The organism is Alteromonas sp. D210916BOD_24 (assembly GCF_047159385.1).
GTDB lineage: Bacteria > Pseudomonadota > Gammaproteobacteria > Enterobacterales > Alteromonadaceae > Alteromonas.
In genome coordinates, this window is sequence record NZ_AP038333.1 from 252,673 (window position 1) to 269,211 (window position 16,539).

General features: G+C 43.1%; 20 protein-coding genes. 7 read left to right on the forward strand and 13 right to left on the reverse strand.

The genetic code is table 11. The features are described from left to right. Positions 1 to 226: 226 nt before the first annotated feature. Positions 227 to 634, reverse strand: coding sequence for a VOC family protein (locus ACMCM8_RS01130; RefSeq protein WP_412724627.1), 408 nt, complete (start codon positions 632 to 634; stop codon positions 227 to 229). 166 nt (positions 635 to 800) lie between these two features. Here ACMCM8_RS01130 and ACMCM8_RS01135 point away from each other — a divergent pair, with 166 nt between their 5' ends. From ACMCM8_RS01135 to ACMCM8_RS01155, 5 genes are all read left to right on the forward strand, one after another. Then, positions 801 to 1,043: a type II toxin-antitoxin system ParD family antitoxin gene (locus tag ACMCM8_RS01135; protein WP_014978218.1), complete on the forward strand. Its 243-nt coding sequence runs from the start codon at positions 801 to 803 to the stop codon at positions 1,041 to 1,043. Then, the gene (locus ACMCM8_RS01140; protein ID WP_412724629.1) at positions 1,040 to 1,342 is read left to right on the forward strand and encodes a type II toxin-antitoxin system RelE/ParE family toxin; all 303 of its coding nucleotides are present in this window, start codon (positions 1,040 to 1,042) and stop codon (positions 1,340 to 1,342) included. The genes ACMCM8_RS01135 and ACMCM8_RS01140 overlap by 4 nt, the downstream gene beginning before the upstream one ends. A gap of 107 nt (positions 1,343 to 1,449) precedes the next feature. Then, complete coding sequence (locus tag ACMCM8_RS01145; RefSeq protein ID WP_412724631.1) at positions 1,450 to 2,604, forward strand: IS110 family transposase; 1,155 nt, start codon at positions 1,450 to 1,452, stop codon at positions 2,602 to 2,604. Positions 2,605 to 3,062: 458 nt separating this feature from the next. Beyond that, positions 3,063 to 3,347, forward strand: a complete 285-nt coding sequence (locus tag ACMCM8_RS01150; protein WP_412724633.1) for a type II toxin-antitoxin system CcdA family antitoxin — start codon at positions 3,063 to 3,065, stop codon at positions 3,345 to 3,347. Then, complete coding sequence (locus ACMCM8_RS01155) at positions 3,347 to 3,664, forward strand: CcdB family protein (RefSeq protein ID WP_155015102.1); 318 nt, start codon at positions 3,347 to 3,349, stop codon at positions 3,662 to 3,664. Before ACMCM8_RS01150 ends, ACMCM8_RS01155 begins: the two co-directional genes overlap by 1 nt. A 109-nt stretch (positions 3,665 to 3,773) precedes the next feature. Here ACMCM8_RS01155 and ACMCM8_RS01160 read toward each other — a convergent pair whose 3' ends face one another. Both ACMCM8_RS01160 and ACMCM8_RS01165 read right to left on the reverse strand, forming a co-directional pair. Beyond that, on the reverse strand, positions 3,774 to 4,526 hold the full coding sequence (locus ACMCM8_RS01160; RefSeq protein WP_412724635.1) for a hypothetical protein: 753 nt from the start codon (positions 4,524 to 4,526) through the stop codon (positions 3,774 to 3,776). A 157-nt stretch (positions 4,527 to 4,683) separates the two neighbouring features. Then, on the reverse strand, positions 4,684 to 5,109 hold the full coding sequence (locus tag ACMCM8_RS01165) for a GFA family protein (protein ID WP_412724637.1): 426 nt from the start codon (positions 5,107 to 5,109) through the stop codon (positions 4,684 to 4,686). Between the two features lie 119 nt (positions 5,110 to 5,228). On the opposite strand from ACMCM8_RS01165, the gene ACMCM8_RS01170 reads away from it, so the two are divergent. Next, complete coding sequence (locus ACMCM8_RS01170) at positions 5,229 to 6,383, forward strand: IS110 family transposase (protein WP_412724631.1); 1,155 nt, start codon at positions 5,229 to 5,231, stop codon at positions 6,381 to 6,383. Positions 6,384 to 6,812: 429 nt separating this feature from the next. On the opposite strand, the gene ACMCM8_RS01175 is transcribed toward ACMCM8_RS01170, so the two are convergent. From ACMCM8_RS01175 to ACMCM8_RS01215, 9 genes are all read right to left on the reverse strand, one after another. Then, positions 6,813 to 7,265, reverse strand: a complete 453-nt coding sequence (locus ACMCM8_RS01175; protein WP_039230958.1) for a hypothetical protein — start codon at positions 7,263 to 7,265, stop codon at positions 6,813 to 6,815. Between the two features lie 121 nt (positions 7,266 to 7,386). Next, positions 7,387 to 8,118 (reverse strand): SDR family oxidoreductase, encoded by a 732-nt coding sequence (locus ACMCM8_RS01180; RefSeq protein ID WP_412724639.1) that lies wholly within the window; start codon positions 8,116 to 8,118, stop codon positions 7,387 to 7,389. 101 nt (positions 8,119 to 8,219) lie between these two features. Then, the gene (locus ACMCM8_RS01185) at positions 8,220 to 8,570 is read right to left on the reverse strand and encodes a hypothetical protein (RefSeq protein WP_412724641.1); all 351 of its coding nucleotides are present in this window, start codon (positions 8,568 to 8,570) and stop codon (positions 8,220 to 8,222) included. A gap of 124 nt (positions 8,571 to 8,694) precedes the next feature. Next, a complete protein-coding gene (locus ACMCM8_RS01190) occupies positions 8,695 to 9,108 on the reverse strand; it encodes a hypothetical protein (RefSeq protein ID WP_412724643.1) in 414 nt (137 codons plus the stop codon). Positions 9,109 to 9,601: 493 nt separating this feature from the next. Beyond that, positions 9,602 to 11,098 carry an amidohydrolase family protein gene (locus tag ACMCM8_RS01195; protein ID WP_412724645.1) on the reverse strand — a complete coding sequence of 499 codons (1,497 nt, stop codon included), beginning with the start codon at positions 11,096 to 11,098 and terminating at the stop codon, positions 9,602 to 9,604. A 1,041-nt stretch (positions 11,099 to 12,139) separates the two neighbouring features. Beyond that, positions 12,140 to 12,472 carry a hypothetical protein gene (locus ACMCM8_RS01200; protein ID WP_412724647.1) on the reverse strand — a complete coding sequence of 111 codons (333 nt, stop codon included), beginning with the start codon at positions 12,470 to 12,472 and terminating at the stop codon, positions 12,140 to 12,142. Positions 12,473 to 12,662: 190 nt separating this feature from the next. After that, positions 12,663 to 12,962, reverse strand: a complete 300-nt coding sequence (locus tag ACMCM8_RS01205) for a hypothetical protein (RefSeq protein WP_412724649.1) — start codon at positions 12,960 to 12,962, stop codon at positions 12,663 to 12,665. A 118-nt stretch (positions 12,963 to 13,080) separates the two neighbouring features. After that, positions 13,081 to 13,572, reverse strand: a complete 492-nt coding sequence (locus ACMCM8_RS01210; protein WP_412724651.1) for a hypothetical protein — start codon at positions 13,570 to 13,572, stop codon at positions 13,081 to 13,083. Between the two features lie 111 nt (positions 13,573 to 13,683). Further along, positions 13,684 to 14,031, reverse strand: coding sequence for a DUF4440 domain-containing protein (locus ACMCM8_RS01215; RefSeq protein ID WP_202263409.1), 348 nt, complete (start codon positions 14,029 to 14,031; stop codon positions 13,684 to 13,686). A gap of 278 nt (positions 14,032 to 14,309) precedes the next feature. Here ACMCM8_RS01215 and ACMCM8_RS01220 point away from each other — a divergent pair, with 278 nt between their 5' ends. After that, positions 14,310 to 15,278, forward strand: a complete 969-nt coding sequence (locus ACMCM8_RS01220; RefSeq protein ID WP_412724653.1) for an integron integrase — start codon at positions 14,310 to 14,312, stop codon at positions 15,276 to 15,278. Positions 15,279 to 15,367: 89 nt separating this feature from the next. On the opposite strand, the gene fadA is transcribed toward ACMCM8_RS01220, so the two are convergent. Then, positions 15,368 to 16,531 carry an acetyl-CoA C-acyltransferase FadA gene (gene fadA, locus ACMCM8_RS01225; protein WP_412724655.1) on the reverse strand — a complete coding sequence of 388 codons (1,164 nt, stop codon included), beginning with the start codon at positions 16,529 to 16,531 and terminating at the stop codon, positions 15,368 to 15,370. Between the last annotated feature and the right edge of the window lie 8 nt (positions 16,532 to 16,539).

Genomic DNA, 16,539 nt, shown 5'->3' on the forward strand with positions numbered 1-16,539 from the left:
CACCTCACCTCTGCGTGTACCCGTCATTTAAAGCGCAGTGGGTAGTGAACACTATTGTTATCAGCCATCCCGCTTCCAAGTCAAGATTGATCTTTCTGCTGGCTTGAAACCTGCTCGACGATAAAATTGTGAAGCCGAATCTGTACTTAAGGTAAATCTATTTTCATAGCCCAACTTAGATTTAGCTTATAACACCGCTAAAAACACCAAAATGGAGGTCTGCCTACTAGTTTTGTTTAGTGTTGACGCCATGATAAACTGCCTCCACTCTATTGCCGAATGGGTCATACAAGAATGCCCCAAAATAATTAGCGTGATAATGTGACCTCAACCCAGGTTCACCACCACATTTCCCGCCAGATGTAATACCCGCATTATAAAAACTTATCACAGCTTCCCTAGAAGGAGCCTTAAAGCACCAATGCCTGAATTCATCTGTATTCGCAGTTTCAGATTCGTATACTGCTAAGCATGAATGCGATTCCTGTCCTGCGGTACAGCGAACGCCATACCCCAGTGATGTCTGAGTTTCATAAACCTTTTCACATCCAAGACTTTCCATAAGTGCATCATAGAAACCTACACATTTAGCTATATTAGAAACTGATATTGATACGTGATCTAGAAGTTGCATGGTGCATATACCGTAAATTCATTGGTTAAAATTAGGAACGACGTGACGCAGCCCAAGTGTTACTGTTCCAGCGAGCTCAGCGAGTGTTAATGCGTTTGTTATGCGCTATTGACTTACAGTGCACAAATACCATAATTAGGTATATATTGGTACTTGGAGAAAGCAAATGGCTAAAAATACCAGCATTACCCTTGGTGACCATTTTGATGGCTTTATTGCTAGTCAAATTCAAACTGGTCGATATGGCTCAGCGAGCGAAGTAATTCGTTCAGCTCTTCGCTTGCTAGAAACACAGGAGACCAAATTAAACACTTTGCGTCAATTACTTGTAGCAGGTGAAGAAAGCGGCGAGGCTGAATACGACCTTGAGCATCTGATATCAGAACTAGATGGTGAATTAAAAGAGTGAAACCATTTAAGTTAACTGTACTCGCAAAATCCGATTTAAAAGATATCGCGTTATTTACGCAACGGAAATGGGGCCGAGAACAGCGTAATGTATATCTAAAGCAGTTCGACGATTCATTTTGGATGCTGTCTGAAAATCCTGATATCGGCAAAAGCTGCGACGAAATAATAGATGGGTACAGAAAATTTCCTCAAGGTAGTCACGTTGTGTTCTACAAACAGACTGGTAGCCAAGAAATCCTGATCATAAGAATTCTTCATAAAAGTATGGATGTAAATCCCTTACGGTCTGGCGCATAGACACAATGACTCCCTGTAAAAGTGCTAGCCCCCGCATTTTCGTGGGTTAACTTTTCAGCCAGAGCCATAATTAGTTTGTTCAATACTAAATTAATTTGGAGGCTAGCATGAACAAACATAGCATGATTTTTATCGGATTGGATACGCATAAAGAGTTTCACGACGTTGCTTATTGTGAAGAACAGCGTGGCGCGTCGCCCGTTCATTATGGTCGTATTCCCTCCTCTAAGGTCAGTGTCAAAAAGCTTATTCGCCAGTTTGAATCTAAATATCCTGGTGCAACACTTCACGTTGTTTATGAGGCAGGCCCTTGTGGTTATTGGATTTATCGTCTGATAACGAGCTTGGGACACTGTTGCTATGTTGTGGCACCGTCTCTTATCCCGAAAAAGCCAGGGGAGCGAATTAAAACTGACCGTCGAGATGCGCTAAAACTCGTTAGGTCTCTAAAGTCTGAAGACCTTACACCTATCTATGTGCCTGAGCCGGAAGATGAAGCTGTTCGGGATTTATCACGAGCCCGAGAAGCAGCAATGAAGGATTTAAAAGAAGCGAAGTACCAGCTTAAAGCCTTACTACTGCGTAACAACATTCGTTATGAAGGCACTGCCAACTGGTCGAAGAAGCACCTTCGCTGGCTCACTGAACTGATTTTGCCTCATCCTGCCCAGCAAATTGTCTTACAAGAACAATTGCAAACCATAGAAGAACGTATCCGGCGACTAGAAAGGCTCGACAATGAGTTAACCCATCATGTGCACCAATGGCGTTATTATCCGGTAGTGAAAGCCGTTCAGGCGATGCGAGGCGTTCGATTACTCGTTGCTGTTGGCGTGGTAGCAGAGCTTGGCGATTTAAACCGCTTCGACCATCCCAGAAAACTCATGGCTTATCTGGGCTTAGTACCCAGTGAGCAATCATCAGGTGGAAAGCGACACTTAGGAGCCATTACTAAAGCGGGAAATGGTCGAGCAAGGCGTTTACTGATTGAGGGGGCGCACAGCTATCGTTATCCGGCAAATGTCTCTACCGAATTACAATTGAGGCAGGAAGGCTTACCTAAAGACATCGTCGATATTGCATGGAAAGCACAGCTACGTCTGTGCAAGCGCTATCAGCGTATGAGTAAAAAGGGTAAACACTACAACTTGATCATTACCGCGATTGCTAGGGAAATGGCTGCATACATCTGGGCTATCGCAAAAGAAGTGGTACTTACACCGGTTAATCCAAAACTAAGATTGAGCCGAGTACCTGCATGATAAACGAGTTTGAGCTAACGCATTCGGGTCAGGCCGCGGAATGTGGCACAACCTACGAGGGCGTTATGATGGCAGTCACTTAACCGTGATTGAACCACGAACATAGACTGATGAGAAGGTGACCACGGCGGAGTGAGTAAGGTAGGCGCTGTTCATTATAGTTAATGAATAATCCACGAATACCAGCATGATAACCGACGACATTACTGCCTCATCCGGTGCGTTAGCACATTTATTTTGAGTGATAAAGACAACTAATTATGGGCTGGAAGAGTGTCAGGGAAGTGCTCGTTCAGGGTTGACAAAGGGAGTCATACCAACGCCCAGATAACGGGCAAAAATATATAGGCTACAAGACCAAGCGAAGCGCTGGGAGCCTACGTATTTTTGTCCCAGCGAACGTAGCGATTGTTAATTTGTTTGTTATATTCCAACCATGCTTTGCAATGCGCATATGTATGCGTATACTTGATGGTGAAATTAGTTGGAGTGATAACATGCAAGATTTATATGACGTCCATGCCCCCAAAAAAGCGACAAATCTAAGCTTAAATAGCGACTTATTGCAAAAAGCTCGAAGTTTAAAAGTTAACCTGTCTGCGACCTTAGAGCAAGCACTTAGAGACAAGCTAAAAAGTATTGAAGCAGAGAAATGGAAAAAAGAAAACAAAGCTGCCATAGCTGCATACAACGAGTTTGTTGCTGAGAACGGTTGTATAGGTGATGAGTACAGGAACTTCTAATGGCGCAATTTGATGTTTACAGAAACCCAAGCAAGAAAACTAGCAAAGCTTACCCTTTTCTTGTTGATGTTCAAAACTCTGTAATTGACCAATTGGCAACAAGGCTAGTTGTACCGTTAACAACTAGCAATACTAAAAACAGTTTTTACATGAAGAAGCTGACGCCGGAGATAGAATTCGAGGGCACAACATACTTATTTCTAGCACAACAACTTAGTTCTATACCCGAAGATGTACTCAAGGATCGTATTGGTTCGTTGGAGCAATCCAGAGAACTGTTAATAGACGCAATAGACTTTGCCATCACTGGAATATAGCTTTTCAATAACGGATGCAGACATGTGGGGCATAATGGCGAAGCCGCCCCGCGAGTATGCGGCCCAGCGAACGAAGCGAGTGTGTTTATTGGGTTGTTATGCGCCAATGTTAAATACTACTGATCATTTTTACTGACCAGTCACCCCAAACTTGCCATTTGAAAAGAGTGTGCATGGCAAGAACTAAAACGCTAAATAGAACCAACGATAATACTGTACTGGCATATAAACGACCGTGAACTTTCCAGTCATAAAAAATGAGAATCATGTAGATTGAAAACATGAAAATAAACATTGTATAGCCAGGTATTGATAGTAAGTGTACTACACGGTTTAAGCCTTCCGGCATCATTTGAATTGCTGCAGCGATCATAAACCTTTTGTGGTGCGCTGGTTTTTTTATATTTATAACTCCTAGAACGTAAAGTACTAAGAAAATTAGCCACTGCAAAAAAGCTCCACCTAGAAAACCGCCTGCCCGTAATCTGGCCTGTGCATCTTCTGGGTTGAATACACCGAAACCTGCTAAACGATGATAAAATTCGTATGCCATTATTGACCCAGTCAACAAGATTCCAAGCACCAAGATAACACTAAGCTTTCCGAGGATTTTATGAGCCGAATAGCTACCTTTACTCGCCAATTTTATTTGACTAAGGAGTAGTAAATACCACGCTGCACTGAAGGCGCCGTGTAATCCAGTCCAAAAGGTAACTCTATTTAAATTACTTGGGTTCGATACCCAATTTAAAGCAAAACCACCAAATACTATGAAAGAAATTAAAAGTGCAAATAGACCAAAAAACTTATTCTCCGCACTTCTGCTTCCAGTTGAGTTACTATTAATTATAGTTGAATCCATGTATTACGATTCCTTTCAATTCTATAGATGCAAGGTATGTCAATCTGGCGCATAACACTAAGCTTTGGGGCGCTAACATGGGACTATAATCGCGAAGCGGCCCCGTGTTTGCGTACCAGCGACCGAAGGGAGTGCCTTTTGTGTTTTGTTATACCGCCTACACTACACCTTGCTCTAAATTAGACAATGCATCCAACTGATTAACCCATTTAAGCTGAGACTCACAATAAATATTGATTGCTGGTTTCAGAGTCGGAGCGTTGTCTATTGAGCCCAAATATAAAATCTTTAAACCAGCAAGTTTAGGGTTTTGATTGTATATTGGTGTGCCACAATGCTTACAGAAGCTTTTTGAAGCATTCTCTGACACTTGTACAGTTTTCAGTGAGCCGCTTTTTAATATAAAGTTTTCACTCGCTACAACTACATATGTTGAAAATGCACTTCCATTCATTTTGCGGCATAGATTGCAGTGACAATTAACAATAGCTCTGATTTCATCCGATGAACTAAATTGAACACTCTTGCAGTTACAACTTCCTTCCATGAAATATCCTTTAAGTTGAGTAAGCGGTATAGACACAATGACTCCCTGTAAAAGTGCTAGCCCCCGCATTTTCGTGGGTTAACTTTTCAGCCACCGGAGCGCCGGCCGGAGTCCATTATTAGTTTGTTCAATACTAAATCAATTTGGAGGCTAGCATGAACAAACATAGCATGATTTTTATCGGATTGGATACGCATAAAGAGTTTCACGACGTTGCTTATTGTGAAGAACAGCGTGGCGCGTCGCCCGTTCATTATGGTCGTATTCCCTCCTCTAAGGTCAGTGTCAAAAAGCTTATTCGCCAGTTTGAATCTAAATATCCTGGTGCAACACTTCACGTTGTTTATGAGGCAGGCCCTTGTGGTTATTGGATTTATCGTCTGATAACGAGCTTGGGACACTGTTGCTATGTTGTGGCACCGTCTCTTATCCCGAAAAAGCCAGGGGAGCGAATTAAAACTGACCGTCGAGATGCGCTAAAACTCGTTAGGTCTCTAAAGTCTGAAGACCTTACACCTATCTATGTGCCTGAGCCGGAAGATGAAGCTGTTCGGGATTTATCACGAGCCCGAGAAGCAGCAATGAAGGATTTAAAAGAAGCGAAGTACCAGCTTAAAGCCTTACTACTGCGTAACAACATTCGTTATGAAGGCACTGCCAACTGGTCGAAGAAGCACCTTCGCTGGCTCACTGAACTGATTTTGCCTCATCCTGCCCAGCAAATTGTCTTACAAGAACAATTGCAAACCATAGAAGAACGTATCCGGCGACTAGAAAGGCTCGACAATGAGTTAACCCATCATGTGCACCAATGGCGTTATTATCCGGTAGTGAAAGCCGTTCAGGCGATGCGAGGCGTTCGATTACTCGTTGCTGTTGGCGTGGTAGCAGAGCTTGGCGATTTAAACCGCTTCGACCATCCCAGAAAACTCATGGCTTATCTGGGCTTAGTACCCAGTGAGCAATCATCAGGTGGAAAGCGACACTTAGGAGCCATTACTAAAGCGGGAAATGGTCGAGCAAGGCGTTTACTGATTGAGGGGGCGCACAGCTATCGTTATCCGGCAAATGTCTCTACCGAATTACAATTGAGGCAGGAAGGCTTACCTAAAGACATCGTCGATATTGCATGGAAAGCACAGCTACGTCTGTGCAAGCGCTATCAGCGCATGAGTAAAAAGGGTAAACACTACAACTTGATCATTACCGCGATTGCTAGGGAAATGGCTGCATACATCTGGGCTATCGCAAAAGAAGTGGTACTTACACCGGTTAATCCAAAACTAAGATTGAGCCGAGTACCTGCATGATAAACGAGTTTGAGCTAACGCATTCGGGTCAGGCCGCGGAATGTGGCACAACCTACGAGGGCGTTATGATGGCAGTCACTTAACCGTGATTGAACCACGAACATAGACTGATGAGAAGGTGACCACGGCGGAGTGAGTAAGGTAGGCGCTGTTCATTATAGTTAATGAATAATCCACGAATACCAGCATGATAACCGACGACATTACTGCCTCATCCGGTGCGTTAGCACATTTATTTTGAGTGATAAAGACAACTAATTATGGGCTGGAAGAGTGTCAGGGAAGTGCTCGTTCAGGGTTGACAAAGGGAGTCATACCAACACCCTGCTTAGGGGCGGAAACACATGGGCTAAAATTAGGAGCGAAGCGACGCAGCCCATGTGTTTGCGTCCCAGCGAGCCTGCGAGCGACTACAGCAGATTGTTAGAATTACCAAACTCCACAACCCGATACTTCCTTGCCATCCAACCAATCTCGAATTCTTTGAGTATGTCTTTCCCATGCGGACGTGAATTCATAAACATAGACATTTGAAGAGCAGCTTTCGCTAGGGCCAATTTCTACAAGCTGTTGATAAAACCTATTCCAGCTTGCCTCAACAGCAGTTGCTATCTGACGAGTGTCATCATCTAAGACTGATGACTCTACATATGTTGAGTGCCCGATAGGAATTAACATATTTCCAGCTGGAACAAGGGTTTCTCCCGAGCTTTGATAGCATTGAGCAATCTTGTTTAGTAATAGCTTATGTGTCTCTTCAACAGAGAAGTTTGAACAAAGTGTCCTGACAGTATACTCGCCACTCTTAAAATCGCTGATAGTTTTCGGCGGTGATGCACATCCAAATAATGTGCTTATTAAAAGTAAAAGAAAAAACCTCATAATCATCCTTGTAATTCTAACGCTTAGCTTTGGGGCGCAGACACATGGGCGATAATCGCGAAGCGCCCATGTGTTTGCGTCCCAGCGAACGAAGTGAGTGACAATAGCGTTTTGTTAGGCACTACTTCCCACCTGCGATATCGATAAATGAACCAGTTATATAGGACGCTTCGTCTGAAAGTAGCCACACAATAGCATTCGCTACTTCTTGAGTAGAACCACCTCGCCCTAAAGGTATTTGCGGGCTTAGGCGTTTAACTCTATCAGGCTCGCCGCCATTAGCATGAATGTCTGTATTAATGAAACCAGGACGGACACCATTAACTCTTATGTTTTTTGAAGCCAGTTCCAGCGATAAGCCTTTAGTAAATGTATCCAATGCGCCCTTTGAGCTAGCATAATCAAGATATTCAAAAGGGGAGCCTGTTCTGGCGGCGGCGGAAGACACATTGACAATGGCCCCATGATCGCCCCTTTGTGTGACGAACTCTTTTGAGCAAAGAAAAGCACTTAAAACATTCGTATTTAGCACTTTGCTAAAGCGTTCAGCGCTGATTTGAGCAAAGTCTGTTTTCGTAAAGAGAATACCTACGTTGTTGACCAGGTGTGTCACAGTACCCAATTCTGTATTTACATAACGGTATAAGTCTTTAACTTCTGCTTCTTTGGAAACATCAGCTTGAAAACTAATAGCAATCCCGCCAATTTCATTTACTGAAGCGCAGACACTGGCAGCGGCCTTGCTGTTAGAAAGATAATTCACACAGACTTTATAACCCCTCCTTGCGAGAGTGAGGGCTGTTGTGGCACCAATTCCTCGACTAGCACCAGTAATTATTGCGATTTTACTCAAAACACATTCCTTGTAGTGCCTAACGCCCCGCACAGGGGCAGACAAATAAGCGCAGCGTTTTGGCTGTCCCAGCGACCAACGGGAGCGATTGCTGCGGTTTGTTAGTTGCCATGTTTTGCCAACCTTTTAAAACGTTCTGCCGCCAAACTTCCTGCTCGCGCGCCGACATATTTATATGAACTCAGGTGCTTCTCCAATGCGGAGACAAGCGGTACCGGGAGATCTGAGTCGCAAGTTAGGGATATCTTTCCTCCCCATTCCATGCAGATGTTGATGCGATATCCTTGAAAAGTACCTTTCACATCCAATTCATCAGTACACTGAACATAGTGAAAAGTTGTAAATTCCAACCCCGCAAGTGATTCAACATATGCCATCAGATTGAGCACAGAGGGTTGAAGAAGACCTCTCCACCAACTATTCACTTCTTCTTGGATGGTTATGTATGTCACGACGGCTCTTCCATTTGGCAACTAACACTAAGCTAAGGGGCAAATGTACAATGCGATAATCGCGAAGCCGCATTGTATATTTGTCCCAGCAGCCCGCGCAGCGGGAAGCGACTTGAGCGTTTTGTTAGCTGCCTTGTTTGATTGGAAAAATGTAACACTTACCATCTAAGACCTCACTGTCTGATGCTACCAATTTAGTCTGTGGCTCCGTAACTACCGGTATGTTTACCGTAGCACAATAATTATCTGAATTTTCCAAAAGAGCGACAACAACAGAGTTTTCGTAATCCGGATAGGCCATGCAACTTGCTTTAAAACACCCAGCATTAACTTTTTCGGTTACTCCAGTTTGAATATGATTCACAAGTTCTTGGATTTGATCGGATATTTCCAAAGTGGCAGTAACGACTTCTACTTTGTCTTCCGAATTTACTAATAGACCAATAGGCAAAATGTAATTGTTTTCCTGTAACATTTTATTGCAGCGCACTTCTACGTGGGCAATTAATGTTTGAAATTGTTCTTCCGATGAATTCACTATTTTCCTCTTTGGCAGCTAACACCCCACTAAGGGGCGATAATACATGGGCTAAAATTAGGAACGAAGTGACGCAGCCCATGTGTAAGCGTCCCAGCGAGCAGCGCGAGCGCCTTTAGTGTTTTGTTATGTGCGTTCACCTAATTCCTTGTAGTAGTGCTCATAATTTAGAGCTACAACAGACGAAAATATGATGTAAAAGACGAAGGCTATAATGGTGCTCGTAAACAACAATATTCCGAGGCTCAAGACAATGCAACTAGCAATACGTACCCACAACTTTTTTGAATTTGTAAATGTAAGTTTGAGTTCTCTGTTGGTAGTGACGATTGCCCAAGATGCTAAAAGGCCAAGAGGAAGCCAAAGTAGATATGCGATGTTTTGAACAGCCATCATTATCGGGATAACTGGAGCGATTAAAACTAGGCAGTTTAAGTAAGAGTTTTGAAACATCTCTTTATTCTTTAGTTCCCTTTAGCACATAACACCGCATTCAGCGGCTTGTCCGCTGCAATGCTTTGTTAGCCATAGTATCTGCGGCAAAATCTGCTCGATTAAAAACTTCCCCATGTAAGATAACTTGGTGGATATTGCTCCAAGCATCCACGGTAGTTAAAGGGTTTTGTTTTAGCAAAAGTAAATTTGCAACCTTACCAACTTCAACCGTTCCGTAATCTTTATCAATATTAAATTGTCGCGCATTATTACTGGTCGCAGCTGCAAGTATTGCAACTAAAGATACGCCGGCGTCTGCCATTGCTTTCATCTCAAGGAAAGTTGTTAAACCAGGCTGGTTGGAAAAACTAGGACTTCCCGGAAAATCGGAACCTAATAACAGCGGATAGCCTGCCTCGGTGAGGGTTTGTAGAATTTTGTCACCTTTCCCCATCCGATCTTTTAAAAAGATTCGAGCAATAACCTCGTCGGGTAGTCCGTCAAATCCTGCGCGTAATTCTTCTTTAAACCATTGTGCTGAAGGTTGCTTATACCACTCAAGTAATTCTTTGGGCGTTACCTTACTAAATTCAGGAACACCATGTGAGTTATGCAACATGAGTTCACCTAGTCCGGCAATTACTCTTTGGGTTGGCATGTAACCAATGCTTTTGTTCATTAACTGGTTAAGCACGCCATGCATTGTTTTGGATACTTCAGTTTCACGCGAAAACTCCCCCCAATTCCAAAGCCCGTGCGCAATTACATCCACATCTGCATCAATAGCTCTTTGATACATATCCAATGCATTGGCATGCGCTACCAGAGGTAGCTTATGTTGTAATGCAGATTCTCGAATACGTTTCAGGGTATCGTCAGACAACAACGGCCACTGACTTTCATCCCCATAGCCATCTTCAAAGTATACTTTTATACAAGAAGCGCCAGATGCACTAATGCGCTCAATAATTTGTTCAGGAGAGTTTACCGTCGTATCAGCAACGCCTTCTTCCACTATGTAAGAAAACATTGTTTTGGAGAGTGGGTCAGTCTTTTCTACCATAGGGAATGTATCAATAGAAGTAATTACTTCGCATCGATAATAATCAGGATGAACTGGAGATGAAGTGAATTTCGGCCATTGAAGACCAGGATTCGGATCAAGGACCTGAGTAACACCATAATACAAAAAACTATATGGTTGTTGCCTATAATATTTCTCAGAGAGAGTACCGTTTCTTTGTGCTACTGGCTCCACTCCAAAGCCCATGCCGGGAACTGATGAGACGTGAACATGGCTGTCCATTATTCCTGGGGCTAAATATAACTCTTGTCCATCTAATATCTTACCAACAGATGGTAAGACAATCTTAGAAGACGATATTTCTTTTATACGCCCTTCAGAAATAAGAACATTAACATTTTTTAAAGGCATCTGAAGATGTGATGAAACGATTGTAACATTTTCGATCAACAAACTATCCTGAGCAAAAACGGGATGTGACAAAATCAGGACTATAATTATGATGTAGCTACGCACAATTTTTCTCTCCATGAATGGCTAACATTAAGCTAAGCGGCGCAGTTGCGTGGGGCATAATGGCGAAGCCGCCCCGCGTAAATGCGTCCGAGCGACCGAAGGGAGTGGACTTTAGCGCTTTGTTAGAAGCAGAGCCAGTTCCTTTGGTCTTTTTAAAAAACTAATGAAGCCAGCATACGATTGATTGTTAACACAAACAAGCGAAACGACTGTGCAGTAATGTTTTTGATTTGGCAGAAGCTAGCCGCCATCTGAGCTGTCGAGTGTAATGGCGCTTGCTGGCTGAAAATAAAAGGTTGAAGGTAAAGCGCCTATTGCACCACCTTTGAATTGAAAGCGGCGGATTTAAACCTACCACAAGCCAAAGCGATGCTAATGAAAACAGGTGAGGGTGGTTGCACTGAGATTTTTATAAAGCCAAACGAAGTTTAGGCTGACGCCTTATAACGGCCCGCATAACGGGCAAAAATACGTAGGCTATAATACAGAGCGAAGCGAAGGGAGCCTACGTGTTTTTGTCCCTAGCGAGCGAAGCGAGTGTTAATGCGTTTGTTAGCTATGCCTTAAAACTTCAACCCCAAGTACACATGATACGGATAAAAGGCCGAACCACCCTAAAATATGCCCAAAGTCCTCGCCGAAATAATCTAGTGACGAAAAGCCTTCTATAATTTCACTGGCAGGTTTGGAAAATACGATAAGGCTAATACTTAAACCTGGTTCCCATAGCAAATACCAATAAGTTGATAATCTCCAGCTAGTCCCTTCCGTTGTAATTATGAAAAAGGTCAACACAGTAAAGAAAACAATGCCAATTATCTTGGAGTTTCTCCACCTTTTAAAACTGGTCGCTAATGAATGCTGATATTCATATTTTGAGTAAAGGAATACAAAGGCAATTGGCGACAAATAGAGTAAAAAAATAGCAAATGAAAATAGCATGTTCACCACAATAGCTAACTTTCCAATAACGGGCGCAGACATGTGGGGCATAATGGCGCAGCCGCCCCACGTGTATGCGTCCCAGCGAACGTAGTGAGTGAGTTTATTGGGTTGTTATATGCCTTGTTTATTAAACCTGATGACATCTTTGTGTAATCCATAAGACATGCTCAATCCAAGCGTATCGTTAAAATAGAACTGAATATATCCATTATTGAGCCTAGCTTCCCAGTTACTGATATTGTCGTAGCGAGAAAGGTATAGATTTACTTTTTTCTGTTTCCCAAGGTTCCAAGACCTTCCAATGGGATCGTCGTACCAAGCACTTGAAACAATGCCATTCGTTTCATAAATAGCTACATTGTAAGCTGCATTTGAAACTTTATATTGCCTTTCCTCTTCGGACTCAAAAAAGACAGGGCTGCCAATCTTTTTTAATATAGCCAATCCATCTTCTATTGGAATGCCTAAAGGTACGTGAGGGCTTTTGAGTTTTTTAAACCAGATAATGTCCGTATTCCTTTGGCATATAACACCCGCATAACGGGCAAAAATACGTAGGCTACAATACCAAGCGAAGCGCAGGGAGCCTACGTATTTTTGTCCCTGGCGAGCGCAGCGAGTGTTAATGCGCTTGTTATGTGCGTGCAGAAAGAAGCCTTTTGTTTCGCATCATTTTAAATAAAAAGTAGATGGTAATAATAGGACAAATAAACAGCGCTTTGTATGAAAAAGTGACTGGGTATGTATCTGGTAACCAGAGTCCGATAGCAATTGCAAAAAGAATCGAAGCAATGCCTAAACAGCAGAAGATCAAAAGGGAATAGAGTGCAATTTTCAGCAGAGTGGAGGGCATTGGAAAAATTGCTTTTTCGATGAGCTTATACCCTGTAATGAAGAATACAATTGTTACCAGATTTGCAAAAAATAGATCCATCTAAGCATTCTCTTTAGCACATAACTTTTAAATAAGGGGCGCAGACATGTGGGCTAAAATGCGAAGCAGCCCACGTGTATGCGTCCCAACGAACGAAGTGAGTGACTTAATTTTTTTGTTATGCGATTTTTAATAACAACCTCGTTCTTTCAATGTTGAATGTATTTACTTTGCCATCTAACGACTCTTGAAGCGACATTTTTTCTTGTGTGTCTAATACTGATTTAGAGCTAAGTAATGCTGTTGAGGTACCAAGAGTTGAATACCACTCTTCGGAAAATGTTGAGATAAATTGAGACATAGCCAATGCGCAATCCTCCAAAGAGCTAGCCTCTTCCGTGTATTCAAATTTTGCTGCTGGATCGAGCTCTTGTTCGATGGGACCAAATAGCGCAACAAATTCCAAGCTAGAGTTTAATGGCCTAATACATGTATGAATTCTAAAAAAAGGGCCAAAAGTATATTTGTGTATATGAATGAATTGGACCAAATGCTCTCGTTCTCTGACCCAGAACGTTGGCTTAGTTCGCTTAAAGCCAAGTGGCTTGATTTTGTTTGTAAGTCTTCTTAAGACTTTGTCTGCATTGGAACGTTCTAGTTTTTTATCCATGTTCCACCAATCGCATAACGCTAAGCTAACGGGCACGGACGTGGCGCTATAATGCCGAAGGCGCGCCGCGTTTGTGTCCCAGTGACCGAAGGGAACGAGTTTAGCGTTTTGTTAGGTAGCATGTTTAATCGGAGTGCCTTGGTGATATTGAATTTGCCAATTGTTTTGTGATTTTTTCCATATAGAACACCGATACGCACTTTGTTGATTTATTGTGGTCAGATACTTAACCAAAACACAGTCTTTGGCTAGTACAACAAAGCTAAAATCATGGGCTGAAAAAGCAACTGATTCTTCGTTGACCAGTTCGTTGATAATATCCGATTTAGAAAACCTCTTGCCTGATTTTCCGACTTCCTCGAATTCATCGGCTATTAAAACTTCCAGACGTTGCTTGTTTTTTCGGGTAGCAAGATCATTTAGCTCTAATTCCAAATTTCTTATAGTGTCGAATTCCATGCTGCTACCTAACAATTTAATCGTTCCCTAAACGGGGCGAATTAACGAACCAGAACGGGGTATTTGTCCGTTTGGTTTTAAACATGTTTAAACCATAACCTATAGCATGCGTTAGTAAAATACGTTTTAGGTGTATTTTGCTCAAAAATTAAAAACACCAAATCGGGTTGCAGGTGGTTTTGGGGTATTTCGTGAATACTTCAGCAACAAAACAGGCGGTATGGTCAGTTATTTCGTTGCCATTTTTTAAATAGACTTCTTTTATTTCGGAGTCGACCATGAAATCTCAGTTTATCAAATCTTTGTACGAGCACATGATGCTTAAACGCTATGCAAAACGTACCATACAAACTTATATAAATTGGATTTCAGACTACATTCGTTTTCATAACTTTCAGCACCCGAAAGATTTAGACGTGTTGCATGTTGAGGCATACCTTACGCACCTGTCTACTAAGCGCAAGAATGCCCGCTCTACGCAAGCCACTGCGCTAAACGCATTAGTTTTTCTCTATAACAAATATTTAGAACAACCGTTACCAGCAGACATGAACTTTGTGGGGAGTGGCAGGGAACGAAAATTACCCGTTGTATTAACTCAACTTGAGGTAAAGGCATTACTTGGAAGAGTGCCCACGCATCACTATTTGGCGGTAGCGTTGTTATATGGCAGCGGCCTGCGACTTATGGAATGTGTTCGTCTTAGAGCAGGAGATATCGACTTCGACTATAAATGCGTACGTATTTGGTTTGGTAAGGGTGGCAAACATCGTGTGGTGACGTTATCAGAATCATTAATTCCTCTTTTGAAGAACCATATTAGTGAAAGTGAAAATCTCTTACAGAGGGATTTATTAGTACCAGACTTTGCTGGTGCTTGGATCCCGCACGGGTTGAGGAAAAAATATCAACAGCGCAATAAAACCTTAGAGTGGCAGTACTTGTTTCCATCCGCAAAACTCAGTACCGATCCTGAAAGCAAGTTGTTGCGACGACATCATATCGATGAAAAACAGATACAGCGCGCGGTAAGTCGAGCCTCCAGTGATGCGGGGATAATCAAGCATGTTACCCCACACACGCTTCGTCATTCGTTCGCTACGCATTTGCTGCAGTCAGGAGCTGATATCAGAACGGTACAAGACCAACTAGGTCATGCCGATGTTAGAACTACTCAAATCTATACCCATATACTTCAACAAGGGGCTAATGGTGTAGTCAGTCCACTTTCTAATTTAGCTTTTTGATTTTAAATATGAGCTGCAACAAAAAAGGGCCCGAAGGCCCTTTTCAAATTTAGCTATTTAAGCGCTAATTCAAATGCTTAGTGAAGCGGTTATACACGCTCGAATACAGTAGCAATACCCTGGCCTAAACCAATACACATAGTCGCTAGGCCTAGGCTAACGTCTTGTGATTCCATTAGGTTAATTAGCGTACCTGAGATACGCGAACCAGAACAACCTAGCGGGTGGCCAAGTGCAATAGCACCACCGTTAAGGTTAACTTTGCTATCCATTTGATCCATCCAGCCTAGCTGCTTAATGCACGATAGTGCCTGTGCCGCGAACGCTTCGTTGAACTCGGCAAGTTCAATGTCGTCCATAGTTAGGCCGGCGCGCTTAAGGGCTTTTTGTGTTGCTGGCACTGGGCCGTAGCCCATAATTGCCGCATCACAACCTGCCACCGCCATTGAGCGAATTTTCGCGCGTGGCGTTAAGCCAAGTGCTTTCGCGCGCTCTGCCGACATAAGTAGCATGGCAGATGCACCGTCAGACAGCGCCGAAGACGTACCCGCAGTCACTGTACCGTTTACTGGGTCGAACACTGGACGAAGTGCCGCCATGCTCTCTGCTGTACTTTCTGGGCGTACTACTTCATCGTAGTCAATCAGCTTTAATACGCCGTTAGCATCGTGACCTTCTACAGGCACAATCTCGTTAGCCCAACGGCCTTCAAGGTGTGCTTTGTGTGCTAGCTGGTGCGAACGCGCGCCGAAAGCGTCTTGTTGCTCGCGGGTAATACCGTTTTGACGGCCAAGTAGCTCGGCAGTCATACCCATCATACCCGACGCCTTCGCCGTGTACTTGGCTAGGCCGGGGTGGAAGTCTACGTTGAAGTTCATGGGTACGTGACCCATGTGCTCAACACCACCAATCATGTAAATATCGCCGCGGCCAGTCATAATGCCGCTGGCAGCATCGTGAAGGGCTTGCATTGATGAACCACATAAACGGTTAACCGTTACCGCACCTGTGGTACGAGGAATTTTGGTAAGCAGTTGCGCGTTACGCGCAATGTTGAAGCCTTGTTCTTTTGTTTGCTGAACACAGCCCCAAATGATGTCTTCAATTTCTGCTGGATTTACGCCAGGGTTACGCTCTAGTAGCGCGGTCATTAGCGCAGCAGATAGGTCTTCTGCACGCACATTTCTGAAAACACCGTTTTTTGAACGACCCATAGGGGTACGTACGCAATCGATTACGACCACTTCTTTCATTAGTTTTT